This window comes from Motilimonas cestriensis (genome assembly GCF_021295315.1).
GTDB classification, from domain to species: Bacteria; Pseudomonadota; Gammaproteobacteria; order Enterobacterales; family CBDFNC01; genus Motilimonas; species Motilimonas cestriensis.
This window is the reverse complement of record NZ_JAIMJA010000008.1, coordinates 120501-139768: the sequence shown is the minus strand read 5'-3', so window position 1 is coordinate 139768 and position 19268 is coordinate 120501. Positions and strand designations below refer to the sequence as shown.

General features: G+C 43.3%; 18 protein-coding genes. 7 read left to right on the top strand and 11 right to left on the bottom strand.

The features are described from left to right. Positions 1 to 292 precede the first annotated feature (292 nt). Complete coding sequence (locus tag K6Y31_RS09810; RefSeq protein ID WP_233052606.1) at positions 293 to 1201, top strand: chemotaxis protein; 909 nt, start codon at positions 293 to 295, stop codon at positions 1199 to 1201. Here the strand turns inward: K6Y31_RS09810 and K6Y31_RS09805 are convergent. From K6Y31_RS09805 to K6Y31_RS09770, 8 genes are all read right to left on the bottom strand, one after another. Beyond that, positions 1196 to 1900, bottom strand: coding sequence for a tyrosine-protein phosphatase (locus K6Y31_RS09805; protein ID WP_233052605.1), 705 nt, complete (start codon positions 1898 to 1900; stop codon positions 1196 to 1198). The genes K6Y31_RS09810 and K6Y31_RS09805 overlap by 6 nt on opposite strands. Beyond that, positions 1893 to 2240: a VanZ family protein gene (locus K6Y31_RS09800; protein WP_233052604.1), complete on the bottom strand. Its 348-nt coding sequence runs from the start codon at positions 2238 to 2240 to the stop codon at positions 1893 to 1895. The genes K6Y31_RS09805 and K6Y31_RS09800 overlap by 8 nt, the downstream gene beginning before the upstream one ends. A gap of 68 nt (positions 2241 to 2308) precedes the next feature. Then, entirely contained in the window at positions 2309 to 2986 is a 678-nt protein-coding gene (locus tag K6Y31_RS09795) for a hypothetical protein (RefSeq protein WP_233052603.1), read from the bottom strand. A gap of 54 nt (positions 2987 to 3040) precedes the next feature. Beyond that, complete coding sequence (gene galU / locus K6Y31_RS09790; protein ID WP_233052602.1) at positions 3041 to 3874, bottom strand: UTP--glucose-1-phosphate uridylyltransferase GalU; 834 nt, start codon at positions 3872 to 3874, stop codon at positions 3041 to 3043. A 71-nt stretch (positions 3875 to 3945) separates the two neighbouring features. Next, on the bottom strand, positions 3946 to 6201 hold the full coding sequence (locus K6Y31_RS09785; RefSeq protein ID WP_233052601.1) for a GumC family protein: 2256 nt from the start codon (positions 6199 to 6201) through the stop codon (positions 3946 to 3948). An 18-nt stretch (positions 6202 to 6219) separates the two neighbouring features. Then, a complete protein-coding gene (locus K6Y31_RS09780; RefSeq protein WP_233052600.1) occupies positions 6220 to 6756 on the bottom strand; it encodes a polysaccharide biosynthesis/export family protein in 537 nt (178 codons plus the stop codon). A 5-nt stretch (positions 6757 to 6761) separates the two neighbouring features. Continuing rightward, the gene (locus K6Y31_RS09775) at positions 6762 to 7967 is read right to left on the bottom strand and encodes an outer membrane beta-barrel protein (RefSeq protein WP_233052599.1); all 1206 of its coding nucleotides are present in this window, start codon (positions 7965 to 7967) and stop codon (positions 6762 to 6764) included. 9 nt (positions 7968 to 7976) lie between these two features. Then, positions 7977 to 9377 (bottom strand): undecaprenyl-phosphate glucose phosphotransferase, encoded by a 1401-nt coding sequence (locus K6Y31_RS09770; protein ID WP_233052598.1) that lies wholly within the window; start codon positions 9375 to 9377, stop codon positions 7977 to 7979. A 277-nt stretch (positions 9378 to 9654) separates the two neighbouring features. Here K6Y31_RS09770 and K6Y31_RS09765 point away from each other — a divergent pair, with 277 nt between their 5' ends. The 6 genes from K6Y31_RS09765 (at position 9655) to K6Y31_RS09740 (ending at position 15664) form a co-directional block, all read left to right on the top strand. Further along, positions 9655 to 10377, top strand: coding sequence for a transglutaminase-like cysteine peptidase (locus tag K6Y31_RS09765; RefSeq protein ID WP_233052597.1), 723 nt, complete (start codon positions 9655 to 9657; stop codon positions 10375 to 10377). 9 nt (positions 10378 to 10386) lie between these two features. Further along, positions 10387 to 12297 carry a bifunctional diguanylate cyclase/phosphodiesterase gene (locus tag K6Y31_RS09760; protein WP_233052596.1) on the top strand — a complete coding sequence of 637 codons (1911 nt, stop codon included), beginning with the start codon at positions 10387 to 10389 and terminating at the stop codon, positions 12295 to 12297. An 89-nt stretch (positions 12298 to 12386) separates the two neighbouring features. Next, positions 12387 to 13043 (top strand): hypothetical protein, encoded by a 657-nt coding sequence (locus K6Y31_RS09755; RefSeq protein WP_233052595.1) that lies wholly within the window; start codon positions 12387 to 12389, stop codon positions 13041 to 13043. 63 nt (positions 13044 to 13106) lie between these two features. Next, positions 13107 to 14462 (top strand): O-antigen ligase family protein, encoded by a 1356-nt coding sequence (locus tag K6Y31_RS09750; RefSeq protein ID WP_233052594.1) that lies wholly within the window; start codon positions 13107 to 13109, stop codon positions 14460 to 14462. A 254-nt stretch (positions 14463 to 14716) separates the two neighbouring features. Beyond that, on the top strand, positions 14717 to 15169 hold the full coding sequence (zur, locus tag K6Y31_RS09745; protein ID WP_233052593.1) for a zinc uptake transcriptional repressor Zur: 453 nt from the start codon (positions 14717 to 14719) through the stop codon (positions 15167 to 15169). Between the two features lie 30 nt (positions 15170 to 15199). Continuing rightward, positions 15200 to 15664 carry a chemotaxis protein CheX gene (locus K6Y31_RS09740; RefSeq protein WP_233052592.1) on the top strand — a complete coding sequence of 155 codons (465 nt, stop codon included), beginning with the start codon at positions 15200 to 15202 and terminating at the stop codon, positions 15662 to 15664. A 126-nt stretch (positions 15665 to 15790) separates the two neighbouring features. On the opposite strand, the gene K6Y31_RS09735 is transcribed toward K6Y31_RS09740, so the two are convergent. The 3 genes from K6Y31_RS09735 to dnaB all read right to left on the bottom strand — a co-directional run bounded on the left by K6Y31_RS09735 (position 15791) and on the right by dnaB (position 19172). Continuing rightward, the gene (locus tag K6Y31_RS09735; RefSeq protein WP_232801428.1) at positions 15791 to 16393 is read right to left on the bottom strand and encodes a peroxiredoxin C; all 603 of its coding nucleotides are present in this window, start codon (positions 16391 to 16393) and stop codon (positions 15791 to 15793) included. A 220-nt stretch (positions 16394 to 16613) separates the two neighbouring features. Continuing rightward, a complete protein-coding gene (alr, locus tag K6Y31_RS09730; protein WP_233052591.1) occupies positions 16614 to 17690 on the bottom strand; it encodes an alanine racemase in 1077 nt (358 codons plus the stop codon). 57 nt (positions 17691 to 17747) lie between these two features. After that, on the bottom strand, positions 17748 to 19172 hold the full coding sequence (gene dnaB / locus K6Y31_RS09725) for a replicative DNA helicase (RefSeq protein WP_233052590.1): 1425 nt from the start codon (positions 19170 to 19172) through the stop codon (positions 17748 to 17750). Positions 19173 to 19268: the final 96 nt, after the last annotated feature.

Sequence of the window (19268 nt, the reverse complement as noted above, 5' to 3'; positions counted from 1 at the left end):
AACGAAGGCGGATTTATACCAATTCTTCGGCCAACTGTTAAGCAAAAATAAATAAAACCCCTTGCCCGACCCACTAATGTTGCTTTTTTTGTTGTTGAGCTTAGACTTTCAGACCTGAGCCAATGTTGCCTAACAAGCATGGTATAAATAGAGTACTATTTTGCTTTGCTTGGTCACAAAGCCAACACCCTCTATTTCTGTGAGCCACTTTCACTGCTAATCTATAGTTAATAGCTATCTACCTAAATAGCCGTAGGATACTGAGTGAGATTAAACTAAGGTGAGATAAAAAATGAAAACAAAAAGCGGCGCTAATCAATCACAAGGGTTATTGCTATTTCATTTAACTCAACTGCAAAGCTTTGCTATTGGTACCTTGAAAGTACAAGAAATCGTACCTTATACCAAGTTAACGAGCATACCTAACTCCCACTCCAGTGTATTAGGCGCAGCCAATTTCAGAGGAAAAACCATCGCCGTGATTGATATGGCCAAAGCCATAGGCTATCCAGCGATTGCCAAAGAGGAGCGACAAAACTGCGTTATCATTATTACTGATTGCAGTCGCCAGCTGGTTGGTTTCCTCGTTCGCAGTATTGATAAAATCATTGAGTGCGATTGGAAAAAAATTGCACCGCCTAACAAGTCTCTGGGCAAACACACCTATGTGACTGGCGTTACCAAAGTGGCAGATAAGCTAGTGCAACTAATGGATGTTGAACTATTACTGGATCAGATTTATCCTCATAAAGATAATGAAGACTTACCCAGCCTTTCGCCTAAAGAGCAAGCCTTATTAAAAGCGCAGAATATTTTAGTGGTCGATGATTCGTCCGTTGCGAGAAGACAACTGGCTAGCGCACTCGATGAAATGGGGGTGCATTATTTCGTTAATGAAAACGGCCATGATGCATTTGAACAAATGAAAGCGCGCGCAGATAAAGGTGAACCTATCGACATTCTCGTTAGTGACATTGAAATGCCAGGCCTAGATGGCTATGAGTTAGCATTTGAAGTGCGAAGTGAACCCAAGATAGCGGATTCTTACATCATCTTACATACCTCTCTGTCGAGTGAAATAAGCGTTGATCGCGCTCACCAGATAGGTGCAGACGAGGCGTTAACCAAATTTGATGCCGATGAGCTTATTCATGCCATCCTACGTGGTGCAGAAAAAAATCAAGCCCGTAAACAGCTATAAGCCTATCATCTCGGCAGGGGTATCTAGCACTAATTTAGTCGCCGCGACTTCCCCTAGCCAAGCTTTCGCTTGTTGATAAGCCCCTGATAACACAGGAGGTCGGTTAGACAAATTATGTGCATCGCTGGCAATAACACTCGCCGTACCTTCCAGTAGTAGTGCTTTGGCTCGCGCTAAGCTGCGCTCGCCAAATACCCCGAGTAACGAGCCAGCGGTAATTTGCATTAAACAACCTTGATTGATGAAAGGCTGCAACTTACTGGGCTGATCCCAGATAGCACGATTGCGTTCAGGGTGTGCGATCATTGGAAGAATATTATTGCTGAGTAACCAAGCGGTTAAATTGTCACTGCCAGGTGGAATATGAGCGTGAGGAAACTCTAATAACAACACAGATTTGCCTTGATATTGGCCTATAAAGGGCAATTGCCCCTGTTTGGCCCAAATCATAATCTGTGGGTCGAGGCGTACTTCAGCCGCTAACGAAAAAGAAAAATGGTTCGATTCCTGAGTTAACTTGTCGGCAGCAGCTTTTATACTGGCAATATCGTTATCGAAGCGACCCGGCTCAATATGTGGGGTCATTACACTGTGAGTGATGCCATCTTGCTTGGCCATCGCCAGCATCGCTAGGCTAGTCGCCACGTTAGCAGCGCCATCATCAATGCCGGGCAAAATATGGCAATGTAAATCAATCATGCTCAATCCTTTCCTCTAGATAGATCTTTCGTCCTACATAAAACAGCAACCAAGCCAAGATACCACCCGCAGCACTCAGCGCAAAATCATCGAGGTCAAATTGCCGCAAGGGTAAAACAGCCTGTAACGACTCATCGAGTAAATAGAGCAATAAGACTACCAGCGCAGTCAGAATTGAGGGCCAATTAGCATATCGCTGTCGGGTTGACTGACAAACGAATCCCCCCCATTGCACGGTTAACATAATGATAAAACCAAAGAAAAAGTGCACCACCTTATCACCACCAACCGCGAGCTCAAGCCAGCGAATGTACTCTACACCAATACCTACCGACTTCATCACTGAAAGCCCAACGGGCAAGCAACAGACAGTAAAAACAAGCGCTAAAGAAGGCCATCTGAAGTTCATTACTTGCGTCGACACACTCGAGGTAGTTGATGCTCCCCGATAGTTGCATCGGCTTTGACCCTATTTCGGGCCAGTGCGCAGCCGTAAGCCAAACGTTGCTGATTGTTAAGAAAACGAATTACCTCAGTTTGACTTTGGCGGTTTAACAAGCCAAGGGCAATATGGCGAGATGTGGCTTGACGCAGCGTTTTGTCAAGTTTAGCCCAACTTAATAAGCCAGCTTCAGCTAACACTTGATGTACTTGTGCTGTCATTGGACCATATAAATTAGCCCGCTCAAAAGCGAGCATAAATTCTTCATCGATTTGCTCTAGCCACAGCTTAGTTCTCACCACGTCGGCATGATTATTTGCCCAGTGCGGGCGTAACGCCAGCGCTTGCTTAAATAGGATTAATGCTTGATCAAGTGTCGAGTCGTCTGACGAGTTACTTAATAAAAATAACCACTGCCAAACCTTACCCTCTAGGGTTAAATAGTAAGGATGGTCCGGATGAAAACGATTGGCACGCTGAGCAGAGACTAATACCTTGTTTACATGCTCAACCGACAAGTTAGAAACATTGGGCCAACTACTCAGTTCGTACTCAACATGTTTAGCATACAAGTTCGCCATTAGAAAACGCGAGGCGTAAAAAATAAGCCCAATTGCGAGCAATGCAATCAGGCTTTTTAGCATAATAATCAATAAGTGTCTTAGCATTAGTATATTGGCAGCCAAAGCCGCTAACGATTAACCTTTATAGAAGTTTTCGTAGCAGTAGTTAGTCGCCTCAATAAAACCAGGTACGCTACCACAGTCAAAACGGCGACCTTTAAATTTATAAGCCAACACACAACCTGATTTAGCTTGCTTAAGCAGCGCATCGGTAATTTGAATTTCACCGCCTTTGCCTGGCTCTTGATTTTCAAGAATATCAAAGATATCCGGCGTCAAAATATAGCGACCAATAATCGCTAGGTTGCTTGGCGCAGTCCCTGGCTCAGGCTTTTCTACCATGTCATCAACGCGGTATAGGTCATCTTTAATCATTTCACCAGAAATAACACCGTACTTATGAATTTCATCGGCAGGTACTTCTTCTACAGCGACAATGCTACAACGGAACTGTTTATACAACGCGACCATTTGCGCTAATACGCCGTCCCCTTCGTTAATGCATAAGTCATCAGCCAGCACGACAGCAAAAGGTTCATCCCCCACTAACTCTTTACCCGTTAAAATGGCATGACCTAAACCTTTCATTTCACTTTGACGAATAAAAGTAAATTTAGCGGTATCAATAATATTGCGAATATCTACCAGCATGTTTTCTTTGCTGGTGCCTTTGATTTGATGCTCAAGCTCATAGTTCATATCAAAGTGATCCATTAACGAGTGCTTACCACGACCAGTCACAATACACATGCCTTCAATACCCGCTGCAATGGCCTCATCAACACCGTATTCAATCAAAGGCTTATTCACGATCGGCATCATTTCTTTTGGCATCGACTTTGTTGCGGGTAAAAAGCGTGTGCCGTAGCCAGCCGCAGGAAACAGACACTTGGTGATAGTAGACTTCATTTAATCATCCCTAAAATTATTAATTCTAAATTACAAATACTTGCCCTTAACATTTTAAGAGCATAAATTTATTAAGCGGATTGCGACTCTTGTTTAATCGGTACTTGGCTTGGCGTAGCCTTTTCGGCGTAGCCATAATATTCGTAATAGCTACCGTGACCGCTGTATTTGGCTGCTTTTTTGAGGTTTAGACGATTAAGAATAACACCATCAATTTTCACCCCTTGCTGTACTAGTTTGCCTAATGTCTGCTTAACGACACCGGTACGAGTATGCTCTGCGCGTGTCACTAAAATACAAGAGTCCACCTTTTGTGACAATAAGTAAGCATCACTTACCGCCTGACAAGGAGCGGTGTCTAACACAATTCGAGCATATCGTTGCTTTAACTTATCCAGTAACACTGTAAAGCGTTCCGATGCGAGCAATTCTTGTGGGTTCGGTGGCACTAGGCCAGCAGACAGAATATCTAATCCTGACACTTCATCTTTAACCAAACACTCTTCAAAGGTATGAGTCCCTGCAATCAAATTGGCTAAACCGGGCTGCGCTGACGGTAAGTCAAAGCGACGACCAATAGCTGGGCGGCGCAAATCACAGTCAATAAGAATGGTTTTTTCCAATTGAGCCAAGCCAAAAGCTAAGTTAATAGCCGAGGTTGTTTTACCCTCACTGGGCTCAGAGGACGTCACTATCACAGACTTATTGTCATGGTTCATGTTCGACAGCATGTAACCCGTGCGGATGGTGCGTACTCCTTCAGAAAAGGCGCGCTGCTTTTCATCGTAATAAATATAAGTCGGCACTTTATCTTTTTTCGCTTTCACCAGAGGTAGCACACCCAACAAACTCACCCCTAAAATGTGTTCAACCTGCTTAGCGCTGGTAAAGGTGTCATTCAACGCTTCAAGCACAAAGGCCACGACACAACCAAATCCAAATGATGCAACAAATGCCATTAACACAATAAGCTTGCGTTTAGGGGCACTAGGTAGCAGCGGTTGGTGGGCAACATCGGTAAAGCGCGCAATAGTTGAACCAAAGTCACTAGAAGCCGATGTTTCTTTATAACGGTTAAGGAATAGATCATACAATTGCTTGTTCGAGTCAACTTCGCGTTGAAACTCTGAGTAGCGTGCAGTTTTTACTGTCAGCTCTTGGAACTCGGCTTTACGACTATCAATTTCACCGCGAATCGTGTTCTCTGCTTGTCTGGCCGCTGTCACTTCCGAACCGATACCTTTGACTAACTGACGTAATTCACGGTCGAGATTTTTTTCGGCGCTTGCTAACTCAGCTTGAGCTGCTTTCATCTTTGGATGCTTCGGGCCATAGCGCTTGGTCAAATCGGAAATTTTACGTTCTGCATTAGACACAGCCAACTTCACATCACGAATAACAGGGTGATTAGTAATTTCTGGCACTGCAGATATTTGTGCCACATTTTGCGTACTGCTTTTTGCCAAGTTATACAACGATTCAGCAGCAACACGGCGATCTCGCGCCTTATTTAACTGCGAAGTCAGTTCATTTAGCTCTTGTGAAGCTAAACCTCCTACACCCGCAATATCCACTAAGCCTTCTTGTTTTAGGAAGTCTTGCAACTTAGCTTCTGAAGCTTGTAATTCTGCTTTTAGCGTGGCCAAGCGATCGTTTAACCAACCCGAAGCTTTATTCGCCACTTGCATGGTTGAGTCTAAGTTACTTTCGATATAGACATTACCCACTTCATTCGCCACTTGCGCCGCTAATGTAGGGCTTACACTGCTAAATGAAATATTTACAAGCTGCGTTTTACGCACTGGTGAAATTGACAACTTACTTTTAAATATAGCCAGCACGCGCTGCTCTAAGCGGTATAATTCATCTTCAGCAGACAGCTCTGGCGCTGGTTTTTTCAGGCCATTTAAGAATGGCAATAAACTATATATATCAACCGATAAATCTAACAGCTTATCTTCTTGCACTAATGCGGGATTAAACTCTGGGTTATTTACCAAATCTAGCTTTCGGATCACCGCTAACGCAATACTGTCTGATTTTAATATTTCAAACTGGGTTAAAAAATACTCATTAATCCGCGTATCTAAACCATATACTTCCTCAACAGATACAGCTTTAGCCTGTTTAGACTCGATAAGTAATGTTGCCGTGGCGGTATAAATTGAAGGCTTAGACAATGCGACCAAGCTGGCAATGGCGGTTACCATCAATGAAAAAAACAAGATACGCCATTTATACTTTAACAACGTAAGCCAGATTTGCTTTATATCGATCAGCTGTTCCATTTGAGGCATGCCTGCCGTAGCAGATACTTTCTGTTCCATTTGATTTGACCTGCTTATTTAAAAGAAACTTTGTTCTATGGTAATGATGTCACCAGGCATGATGCTGGTATCTAATTCGACGGGCTTAGGCTTTTGATTTGGCGAATCACTGGAAGAAACAAAAATACTGCTCTTCGATGCACGAGGAGTAAAACCGCCAGCCAACGCAACCGCTTTATTAACCGTTAAGCCAGGCTGAAAGGCGTAGCCGCCTGGCTGCTTGACCTCACCATTAATGAAAAACGGACGATACTCAACAATACTGACGTGAACGCTAGGATTAATCAGATAGTCACCTTCTAATCCTCGTTGAATGGTGTCTTTAAGCTTTTCTATCGTAAGACCTTTAACCATAATTTGCCCTAAAAAAGGGTAATTAATACGGCCACTGTCGCTTAGCAAAGTTTCCATAGTAAGCTCTTCTTCGCCGTAAACGAGGATAGAAATAGTATCTCCAGCGCCCAGTTTATACCTTGCGTCAAAGTCATTGGCGTGGGCTTGCAAGGCAAAAAGCATCACAAGGCCCGTTAGAAAAAACGAAAAAACACCTTTCATTGTATTTACATCACCATGTTTACAGAAATAAAGAACACGTTCTTGTCATAACCAATATTGGCTGCAGTTGAGTCTTTTTCCGTGACTCGATACCCCATACCAAGGTTTAACCAGCGGCGAATGTCATAGTTAAGCGCAATTTGGTACTCATCAGTGTCATCTTTTCGCGCTGAACCGGTGTAATCATCTTGAATATATGACCAACTTACATTGCTTGAAAAGCGCTCCAACCAATAATGTTCCCAAGCTGCGCGGTAATATGACTCCTCAATGTAGTCTCCAAGTTGGTCAGGGTCTTTCGCTTTATGACGTGTGCCGATATCAAACTTGGAGTATTCTTTAGCTTGCCAAGTTAAGCCAATGTCCCAACTGAAACCATCAAACGACTTTCGGCCTGATTCTTTAAAATCTTTATTTTGGTAACCCACTTTCGCAATACCCGTTACCGTAGCCGTGGTATCCCAAGTGGCCCCCACGTAGGCGAAGTGATCATCAGAATCACGCGAGACGCCAGATGTATCAGTAGTGTCGTAACGCTTATCATTTTTCAACAACTCAAAAATCAAGCTGGTTTTTGGGGCCACGCGGTAATAAAAAGCGCCGCCGTAGCGCATCTCATCAAAATCACGATATTGCGTAATGCTGCGGTAGTTACTGTAGCTTTGGTCAAAATAGCCTAAGTTAAATTTAAAGCGACCTGTCGCTTGCATACCGCCAAAACCATAACTTGCATTGATATAGTTAGTTTTGTAGCGAATCACTTCATCAATCGCGTTACCAGCACCGTCTGAAATCCCAGTACCGCGCGCTTCATGGGTAGCATTGAAATCGTAAACTAAACCCGCTCGGTTTCTATCGTTAAACTCCCAATCACCGCTTAAACGTAAATTGTGATCAGTATAATCGTCATTGTGAGAGCTAAAAAAACTGCCCTTACTTAGGCGATACAGCAAAATGTATTCATTATTGCCAGGGTTCAATTTAACCATTACGCCAGGATCAATCACACTGGCCCAAGAGCTCTGTTCATTGCTGGCAGCATTGGTCACGTTATCATCGTGCTTAAGCTCGGCATTCACAAAAGGCAACACCTCGATACCACTTTCCGTTACATAAGGATTTGGCGTAACTTGTGCAACAGCAGAAGTTGCAACCAGCGCTGCTAAACTAAAGCAAACTGATGATACTTTTTTCATCGGAGGTAATTTCATCTATATTTCCTAGTAAGCGGTTTTGCTTACAAATCCCTTAAAAATAGTTAAAAACACAATTTTAATATCCAGCCACAGCGACCAACGATGGATATAATCTAAGTCAAACTGAACCCGCTTCTCCATTTTATCCAGCGTGTCTGTTTCGCCGCGCCAACCATTTATTTGTGCCCAACCGGTAATACCAGGCTTCACCTTATGGCGCAGCATGTAACGTTCAACTAACACTCGGTACTCTTCATTGTGAGCTACCGCATGCGGCCGCGGGCCAACAATGGACATAGAGCCCTGCAATACATTAATGAACTGTGGCAGCTCGTCTAAAGAAGTACGACGAAGAAAACTCCCCAGTGGTGTTACACGAGGATCGTTCTTTGTTGCCTGTACGACTTTGGCGCCATTATCCATGGTTGACATCGAGCGAAACTTCCACACTTTGATTTTTCGGCCATCTAAGCCATAGCGGTATTGCTTGAAGATAATCGGGCCGGGTGACGTTATCTTTACCGCGGCAGCAATAGCAATCAACAGTGGTGAAATTAAGGCTAAAATCATGCTTGAGAGAACAATATCTTCGAGGCGTTTAATCCAACTGGTTAAGCCGTTAAACGGGGTATCAAATACACTGAGAGTGTGAATATCGCCGACCGAGTCCCAGCGCGAGTGCAGTAGGTTATAGGTAAAGAAATCGGGTACGAGGTAAGTACAAGCGGTGGTGTCAGCAAATTCTGATAACAGATGTGAAATTCGGTCTTTAGCATGCATCGGCAGCGCAATATACACCCGCTCAATGGTGCCTTTTTTGGCCAGTTTTAATGCTCTTTCGGCATTACCGCGTAAGCGAGCGGGTAATTCTTTATCTAACCGACTGGTATCTCTATCATCATAAAAACCCAATACTTTCACGCCAATTTCAGGGTGGCGCTGTAAATTTTTAACTAACGATATCGCCTGTGGCGTTACCCCTATCACGACTGCGTTGCGCACATTTAAACCTTTACGGCGCATTTGCGCGCGATAGAACCGCATTACCACTCGCCATGTAAGCAAGCCACCCCAAGTGATTAAAAACCACCAACCGACGACTAAGCGCGAGTATTCAATGCCTAGCTTAGAAAAGTAAGCCAATAACATGAGTAAAGAGCAAACAATCGCCCAACTAAGTGAGGTCAACATGGCTAAGTAGCTAAAATTACTTCCCCGCCAAGAGCGATATAGATCAACACTTTCAGAGGCGATGGTAAATCCAACGGTGGCTAACAAAGCCACTGCGACATAATGAACATTAAAGGCCTGCTCATGAACCGATAGCGATACAATTAAAGCAATAGAAATCACTGCGATATCAATCAAGCGATAGAAAAAACTAGAAGATTTACCAAGCGTACGTATATGGCCTTGCGCGCCCATTTTTTATAATCCTTTATAGCAACGATTTCTTCACGGCTAGTGAAGCACTAAAGTTTGTTGAGAGAGCGTACAGCAATAAGTTGTCTTTTTTGTTGCAGTGCTTTGTGAGGTGCATTTATTTTTTATTATTATTTACCAATTAAAACATGACTCAGTTGGCATTTTTAATAGCGGCTATACTAATCAACTTGACAGATTACCTCAAGCCGTTTTTGTGATAACTTTACATTTTTGATACTTATGCATGACACCTTTTAAACCGTTAGCAACATAATCAATGATTTATGCTAGACTCGATTTCCAATTAGAGGCAGTAACTAATGGTAAACATGAACCAATGAATGTCATCTTACGCATTCAGAGAATGCTTATCGTATCGGTTGTATTTATTGCAGCGGCATCACCCGCCATCAATATCAACCAGTATTTTACGCCAACCCTGTTTCAAGAGGTTAAAAACAATCATGGCAACCGTGCTGAATATCGAGTCAAAGCTTGGCAGCGCCTGATTGAAGACAATCAAGACCGTACAGAATTAGAAAAATTAAAGCTGGTCAACGACTTCTTTAACAAACATATAGAATTCATTGACGACATAAAGCACTGGCATAGAGAGGATTACTGGGCCACACCACTAGAAACATTAGCAACAGAGGGCGGTGACTGTGAGGATTTCTCTATAGCCAAATATTTCACCCTCAATGCCCTCGGTATCAGTGAAGATAAAATTCGCATGATGTATGTCAAGGCCCTTGAGTATAATCAAGCGCATATGGTGGTCATTTATATTCCCAGCCCGGGTGAATACCCTTTGGTGCTAGATAATATTAATCGTGATATCGTAACTGCAAATCAACGTCGAGACCTTAAACCAGTATATAGCTTTAATGGTCAAGGGTTATGGGTTGCAAAAGCGCAAGGTTTAGGAAATAAAGTCAAACAGCGTAAAGGATTCGCCCCTTGGGTGAAACTCATTAAACGGATTGAACAAGGTCAATAGAGAATAAATATGAGCTTATTTGCCCGCCTTAACGGCATGCTATTTGGTGTTATTTTAATGTGCTTTTTGAGCAATTTAATCACCAACATTCAAGAAAGCCAAAACTACCTTGAAGAGCAATTAGACTCGCACAGCCAAGATGCAGCGACATCGCTGGGGTTGTCGTTAAGTAATATCATCGGGCTTGAAGACATAGCCATGATAGAGACCACCGTTAATAGTATCTTCGATTCAGGCTACTATCACTCCATTAAGCTGTACAAGATTGATGGCACACCTCTGGTGATCCGAGAATACCCTACTCAAGTTGAAGGTATCCCAAACTGGTTTATCGCACTCTTTCCATTAAACCCGCCTACCAATCAAACAGAAATCAATGATGGCTGGCGTATCGTTGCCACAATGAAAATTCAAAGTAACCCCGGTTTGGCTTACTACCAGTTATGGCAAATGGCCAGTAATACCTTTATTTCGTCCGGTATTATCTTTGTGTTGGCGCTCATTACTGGCTGGTTTTTATTGCGCATCATTTTACGACCTTTGAATGCCATGGAAGAAAAAGCCAACGCCATTGCCGATAAAGATTTCAGCCCAATTACGATGCTACCCAAGGCGCGTGAATTACGCGTGGTGGTCGAAGCCTTTAACCGCATGGCTGCGGCATTAAAGCGTAATTTTGATGAAGTTTCGATCTATGCAGAAAAAATGCGCCAACAAGCATTTATGGACATTTTGACTGGGTTCGGTAATAAGCGCAGTTTTATGTCAAAACTAGCACTTGAATTAGAGTCAAAGAAGAGCGGTAACAGCGGCGTCGTTGGTCTGTTCCAGTTACAAGGCTTGCAAGCATTAAATGAAAAACACGGCTATCAAGAGGCCGACCGTCACTTAAAGGCCTTATCAATGAAGCTAAAACAAAGCTTCAGCGAGCACCCCCAATCGTCTTTTTTCCGCTTGCAAGGCGCCGAGTTTGCAGTGATTATGCCCAACACTGATATCGGTATTTTGGAGCAAATTCAACCCTTGCTCAACCAAGCGCTAAAACAGGCCGACACCGATGTCGCAGGTGCCTTTGTGCGTTATCAAGAAGGCCAACAATGCGGTGAGGTACTGGCGCAACTCGACAACCAAATAAGTCACTCGCTACAAAATGGCTGCCAAGTAAGCGTCGCCAGTGACGAGCGTCAGGCAACCCAGCGCACGGATTGGCACGGTGTGATTGATAACATCTTAGTTAACCAACGCATCCATCTTGTGTTTCAACCCATTACCGATAAAAACAAGCAAGTACTCTACTATGAAACCTTGACACGTTTTGTCGATGAGCAAGCAAAGCCGCTCAATACCGGTGATATATTCTCAGCAGCTAACCGCATCAATCAAACCATGGCCCTTGATAAAGCTATCTTTCTACAAGTACTGAATACGTTAAAGCAATCTAGTCAAGTCACGCTTTCTATTAATTTAGCCGGTAGCTCATTGGCAGATGAAGCATTCCAAGCGTTTATTTTTAGTGAATTAAAGCAAGAAGAAAAATTAGCCAAACGACTGATTATTGAAGTCAGCGAAACCAGTGCTAACCACTTCCTGGTTGCGCTAAAAGCCTTAGTTGCTGGACTCAAACAGTCAGGCGCAGCCCTATCAATTGATCGATTTGGTACTAGCTTCACTTCATTTAGCTATATTCAGTCACTCAAGCCGGATTATCTAAAAATTGATGGCAGCTATATTCGCCAATTAGAGCAGCATAAGGATAATCAATTCTTTTTAAAAACCTTAGTCCAAATAGCCCACGGTATAGATACTAAGGTAATAGCGGAACATATTGAAACTCAAGCTGAATTGGATACAGCGCAAGAACTGTTGGTAGATGGTTTCCAGGGCTATTTAGTCGCAAAACCCGGACCGCTAGCTAATTAATAATAGTTAATACTTTTTCTAGTCTTGAGATCCGATAAGACAAGCTCTAGAATCGCGATGATTATTTTATAACCTAAAGGGAAGTAGCAATGAAAATGCCGATGAAACACTTACTGCTAGCTGCAGCCGTCTTTTCTTGCGCTGCTAATGCCAGCATCAGCGAGGATTTAAGCGCTGGTACGAGTTTAGATGTCAGCATTAATAATGCACTACAAGCCGGTGATGCTAGCCAAGTAATATTTGAACAAGTTGCAAGCACTAACCCAGATCAAATGACCCCTTCGTTTCAATACTTAGCTCAGTTACCTAACAGTGATTTAGTCTTGTTACTAGAGCAGGCATTAGTTGCAGCAAAGGATTTAGACGCTCAAATCCAAGACGATATTATTGTCGCAGCAATTGAATTAGCTGACGCAGACGAAGCGCTCGTGCTGGAGGTCTTTACTGCTGCGATCAATAACTCAAGCACTGAAGCTCAACTAGACATTATCGCAGCATCGATTGCAGCTGTAGGCGCGACAGAAGAAGCTCGGCTAGAGATGCGTTTAAGCATCGCGAAGAGAGCAAGTGATTTAGGTATTACTGAAGATACCTTACTGGCCGGTTACGCCGCGTCGGGTGCTGACACAGCCGAGCTAGAAGCAACTGCTGCAGGCGGCCCCGTAACGACAACGGGCACAACCCCGACTGGTACCGGTAACGGTGCAGGCACTGGTGGTGGTGGTATCACGGCTTCAAACAACTAAGCAAATAAATAAGTATGCTATTAAGGGCGGTTCTCCGCCCTTTTTTTTATCTGGGAGCCTGCTATGTCTGCGCTACAAAAAGGCTGCTTCTTCGCTTTTTTAGTCTTTGTTTTTTATCTGCCCCTCCCGCTAGGTGGAAACCGTCCATGGATTTGGTCCCTTAATGAAATATTTCTTAGCTTACTGATACTACTCAGCTTATTTAGCTTTACTAGTGAACAATGGCAAACTGCTGTGAATCGAGCTCGCTGGGTACTCTGGCCCGTTAGCTTATTCACCTTGTATAGCTTAGTGCAATGGTTTAGCTTTAAAATTCCGGCTTTAACCATTTTGGCCAGTGTCGATCCGGCGCAAACGTGGATCCAACTACTAAAAAGCATCAGTTATATTTGGCTAATATTATTAACCGCCTTGATGGTCACCAATACCAAGCAACTCGTCATTTTAGTATCAGTGATGATATTCAGCGGCGTACTACAAGGATTTTATGGTGCTATTTTAGTACTGGGTAATATCGATCCAACCCCAGTATTCTCGCTGCCACTCAATAGCCGAGCATCGGGGTCATTTGTCTACCATAATCATCTGGCTAACTTTTTAATGCTCAACCTTTGTTTGGGTTTTGGCTTACTGGTATCACAGCTGCAGCACAGTAACCATTACAACTTAAAGCAGGCGATCATCAATTTCTTTGCCACCTTTTTAACCTACAAAGCGCTGTTACGCATGGCCTTGGTCATTATGGTGATTGCTTTAGTGCTAACCCGCTCTCGTATGGGTAACACTGCTTTTTTTGCTGCCCTCTCTATTGGCTCTTTACTGCTCCTGCTTTTTTATAAAGACAAACCGAAAAGCTTATACATTTTAGTTAGCAGTATTTTTGTTATCGACACCCTGATTGTCAGTACTTGGTTTGGCCTAGAAAAAGTAAAGCAGCGATTAGTTGAAACCAGCCTCAATGCCGAAACGCGCGATAATGTTGTTGAATTTGCACTTAACGCTATCGTACAACAGCCTTGGACCGGATATGGCGCGGGCAGCTTTTATTCGGAATTTCAGCGTTATATAGAGCACAGTATCTACATTTTCTACGATCATGCCCACAACGAATATATCCAGTTTTTGTTCGAGTCAGGTGTGATCGGCACAGCATTATTGGGAGTTGCGGTGCTCGCTGCTTTAACCATTAGTTTTCACCAATTTATTACCCGTAGAGATCCCCTTATCCTAGGTATTGCTCTAGCTTGCGTCATGGCGATTATCGGCATGCTAATCCATATTTCGGTTGATTTCCCACTACAAGCCCCGGCGACCACCTGCTACTTTATTCTTACCTTGGTCATCGCAGTTCTATTACCTAGTTTATCGCAACAAAAAAAACGGAAACGTAGAAAAGGCGCTATTAATTCATCAACTTAAACTAGACTAAAGCCAAGCCATTGCTAAAATTTGATGACAACCTTTACTTATAGCAAGCTGTTTTACAACTTTAAGCTAAGCTGTAAGCATAGCCATAACGTGAAATGAAAATTTAAAAAGTCATATAAGCAGGGAGAAATTGTACTGTTCGGCAATTCATCAACGCAACTCAGTTAACGTCTACACAAGTGGGTGCTTTATAAGGAATAAAATAATGTTAGTATCTAAATCTAGCTATTCAACTTAATAAGCATATGCATAATACCTCCACAGAGTTACTAAAACGCGCTGAGCTTATCTGCCAAAAACGCAGTGTAAGATTTACTCCAATTCGCCAGAAAGTGTTTAGCATTATGGCTGAGCAGCTAGGCTCAATTAGTGCCTATGATTTGCTAGACAAGTTGCGTGAAACAGAGAAAAGTGCCAAGCCACCCACTATCTATCGCGCCCTAGACTTTCTGCTAGAGCATGGTTTTATTCATAAAATTGAATCCATAAATGCTTATATTTTATGTCCACACTTTGGCACACACCACCCGATGCAACTTTTGATATGCGATCAATGTGGTGTAGTCATTGAATTACATGACGAGAAAATTGATGATGCTTTTTCTGAGCAAGCGACTTCTCATGGGTTTAGTATTACTAATACAACCTTAGAAGCGCACGGCAACTGCAGTGATTGCCAAAGTAACGAGATAGCTTAACGATTAACACCAATTAATAAGAACGCAAATATGAATGTAGATTTTGTAAACCCTTTTCTCAGTTCTTTGATGAACGTATTACAAACCATGGCTCAGCTGGAACTAAAGCCAGGTAAGCCAAAACTTAAGCAAGACAATATCGCGCGAGGTGATGTGTCAGGGCTGATTGGTATGGTGAGTCCCGAAACAACGGGGTCATTTTCTATTAGTTTTGACGAGCCGCTGGCACTTGAGATAATGAAGCGTATGCTAGGTGAAGCGCCCACTGCTATCGACAGTGAGGTTTCTGATATGGTAGGTGAAATAACCAACATGGTTACCGGCGGGGCAAAACGCTTACTGGCTGAAAAAGGCTATGATTTCAATATGGCAACGCCGATCGTGGTATCTGGTAAAGCTCACACCATTTCTCACAAAACGGATGGCAAAAAAGTATTGATGCCATTCACTACCGAATACGGTAACGCCACACTAGAAATTTGTTTTGATAAATAGCCGTTCGCCTGCAGCAATCAGACTTAAATAATGGACTTAACTAATAAAGCTTAAGCAATAAAAAAAGCCGCTAAAAACAGCGGCTTTTTTGTTAACTAACGGCCAACAAACTTGGCGAATGTTAGCTTATAGGTCGTCTGAGTGTGCAGATAGGTACTTAGCTACGCCTTCTGGAGACGCTTGCATACCTTCTTTACCTTCTTCCCATTGTGCAGGACAAACTTCACCGTGTTTTTCGTGGAAGTTTAATGCGTCTACCATGCGTAGCATTTCGTCAATGTTACGACCTAGTGGTAAGTCGTTCACTACTTGGTGACGAACAACACCGTTAGTATCGATAAGGAAAGAGCCACGGAATGCAACGCCCGCTTCTGGATGCTCAACATCGTACGCTTTACAAATTTCGTGTTTAACGTCAGCTACTAGTGGGTATTTAACTGCACCGATACCGCCGTCTGCAATAGCAGTGTTACGCCATGCGTTGTGAGAGAACTGTGAGTCAATTGAAACACCAATTACTTCAACACCTTTGTCTTGGAAATCTTGGAAACGTTTGTCGAAAGCGATTAGCTCAGAAGGACAAACAAACGTGAAATCCAATGGGTAAAAGAAGATAACGGCAGCTTTACCTTTAGTGAATTCTTTTAGGTTAAAGCTATCTACGATCTCGCCATTACCTAGTACTGCTGCAGCTGTAAAATCAGGTGCTTCTCTTCCTACTAATACCATTTTTATTTCCTCTTTGAAAAGTTTGGATTATCAATGAAATACATCGCAAATAATGGCTCACACAGGGGCTTTTTGCGAATCGTTTAAAGCAATTAAATCAATAGGTAAAAACTATCAAAATCACTTTAAACTGTCATTAATACTATTGATAATCGATAAATTTGACCTAGCTGTCAATAGCCATATCAAATTTAGCTCACCTTTGCCGATTGCGCTGAAATTATCCTTTAAAACTGAGCGATACCCGCGGGGTAAGCTTAGTAACAAGTTCATAAGCGATAGTGCCAATGGCACGAGCGACTCTTTCTACAGGTAATACATCGCCCCATAAAATAACTTCATCACCCATTTTGTCTTGCGCATTCGGCCCTAAATCCACAGTAAGCATATCCATGGAAACACGCCCTACCACAGGAACAATTCGACCATTAACCCAAACAGGCGTGCCCGCAGGGGCATTTCTTGGGTAACCGTCACCATAACCAATTGCTACCACGCCAAGTTTAGTGTCTTGCTCTGCGCGCCAGATGCCACCATAGCCAACGGGTTCGCCAGCTTGATGATGGCGCACCGCAATAAGGCTTGATGTTAATGTCATCACTGGGCGCAAGCCATAAGCGCTAGCATCGCCTTGATCAAAGGGCGATACGCCATATAAGGCGATACCGGGGCGGATCAAATCGCTATGGGCTTTTGGCCAAGCCATCACGCCAGCCGAATTTGCCATCGACTTATAACCCACAATTTCTTGAGTTAACTTATTAAATAAAGCGATTTGCTTATTGGTTTCTGGTCTTTCAAGTTCATCGGCACAGCTAAAATGCGTCATCACATTAACCGGTTGTGATACTTGAGCGCAGTGACTTAAACGCGATAAGCTGGCCTCAAACTCTTCCGGATGCACACCTAATCGGTGCATCCCAGTATCAATTTTCAACCAAACCTTGACCGGTGATTCCAATTCAGCTTGCTCTAAAGCCGTTAACTGCTCGTCATTATGTACCGCGGTTTGAATATTATTCGCCACCAGCACAGGTAAATCACTGGCATTGAAAAAGCCTTCTAATAAAACGATAGGCTTAACGATTCCGCCCGAGCGCAGCGCTAACGCTTCTTCAATACGCGCCACACCAAAAGCATCTGCATTAGCAACGGCATGGGCAATTTGTACTAAACCATGGCCATAGGCATTCGCCTTTACCACGGCCAACACCTTGGCATGGGGAGCCATTTTTTTCAGCTGCGCCAAATTGTCACGTAAAGCACAAAGGTCAATTACTGCAGTCGCCGCTTTCATTTTTTTATCCTGTTGCTATTAACCAGCCATTTTAAAGAGAGGGGTAGCCTATTTAGCTTAATAGTCATCATCAAAGGCGGGACCAGCATAATTATCAAAACGAGAAAATTGCCCTTGGAAAGTTAATCGTACCTTACCAATCGGACCATTACGTTGTTTACCAATAATGATTTCCGCCACGCCTTTTTCGGCGCTGTCTTCGTTATAAACTTCATCACGATAAATAAACATAATTAAGTCGGCATCCTGCTCAATCGAGCCTGATTCACGGAGATCCGAGTTAATCGGTCGCTTATCAGCACGTTGCTCCAAACTACGGTTGAGCTGAGAAAGGGCTATAACGGGACACTTTAACTCTTTCGCTAATGCTTTTAATGATTTCGATATTTCAGCAATTTCCAAAGTACGGTTATCGCTTAATGAGGGAACTCGCATTAATTGCAGGTAATCCACCATGATCATCGAGACACCTCCATGATCTTTTGCAATACGCCGCGCCCGTGAACGTAATTCGGTAGGGGTTAAGCCTGAGCTGTCATCAACGAACATATTACACTTTTCAAGTAACAAGCCCATGGTGCCCGATAAACGCGCCCAGTCATCATCATTGAGCTGACCAGTACGAATGCTACCTTGGTTAATACGACCCAGTGATGCCAACATACGCATCATAATTTGTTCAGAGGGCATCTCTAACGAGAAAATAATAGCAGGTTTATCTTGGGTCATTGCCGCATGCTCTGCCAAGTTCATGGCAAAAGTAGTTTTACCCATCGACGGACGGGCCGCGACAATAATCAAATCAGAAGATTGAAAGCCAGCGGTCATTTTGTCTAAATCCGCATAGCCACTTGAAACACCTGTTACCCCGTCTTGTGGGTTTTTGAACAGCTCTTCTATTTTATCGACGGTTTTTTCTAGGATACTGTTGATGCCTTGCGGGCCTTCACTTTCATTGGCCCTTGATTCGGCAATTTTAAATACCTTACTTTCCGCAAAATCGAGCAGCTCATCACTGCCCCGCCCTTCTGGGTCATAACCCGCTTCTGCAATTTCATTGGCTACACCAATCAGCTCACGAACCACCGCGCGCTCACGCACAATATGGGCATACGCTGAGATATTGGCCGCACTGGGCGTGTTCTTAGCTATCTCGGCTAGATATGCGAACCCACCCACGTTATCTAGCTGCTGATCACGCTCCAGCAGCTCTGACACCGTGATCAAGTCAATTGGCATACTGGCATTGGTTAATTTTTCCATGGCTTGAAAAATAAGCCGGTGGGGCCTCGAATAAAAGTCTTTGTCCACCACCGCCTCGGCCACACGATCCCAAGCTTGGTTATCTAGCATAACGCCACCAAGCACTGATTGCTCGGCTTCAAATGAGTGAGGCGGGACTTTAAGAGAGTCAACCTGAGCTTGGCCGCTGGATTTTCTATCAAATTTGTTTTTTTCAAAAGGGGTGCGTGATTTTGTCATAATTCGATCAAGGCCATTATTGAGGAACTGCATTATCTAAAAAAAGCGCTAAGGATGAAAGCATGCTAGTCATCTTCTGTGTATTTATTCACTGCT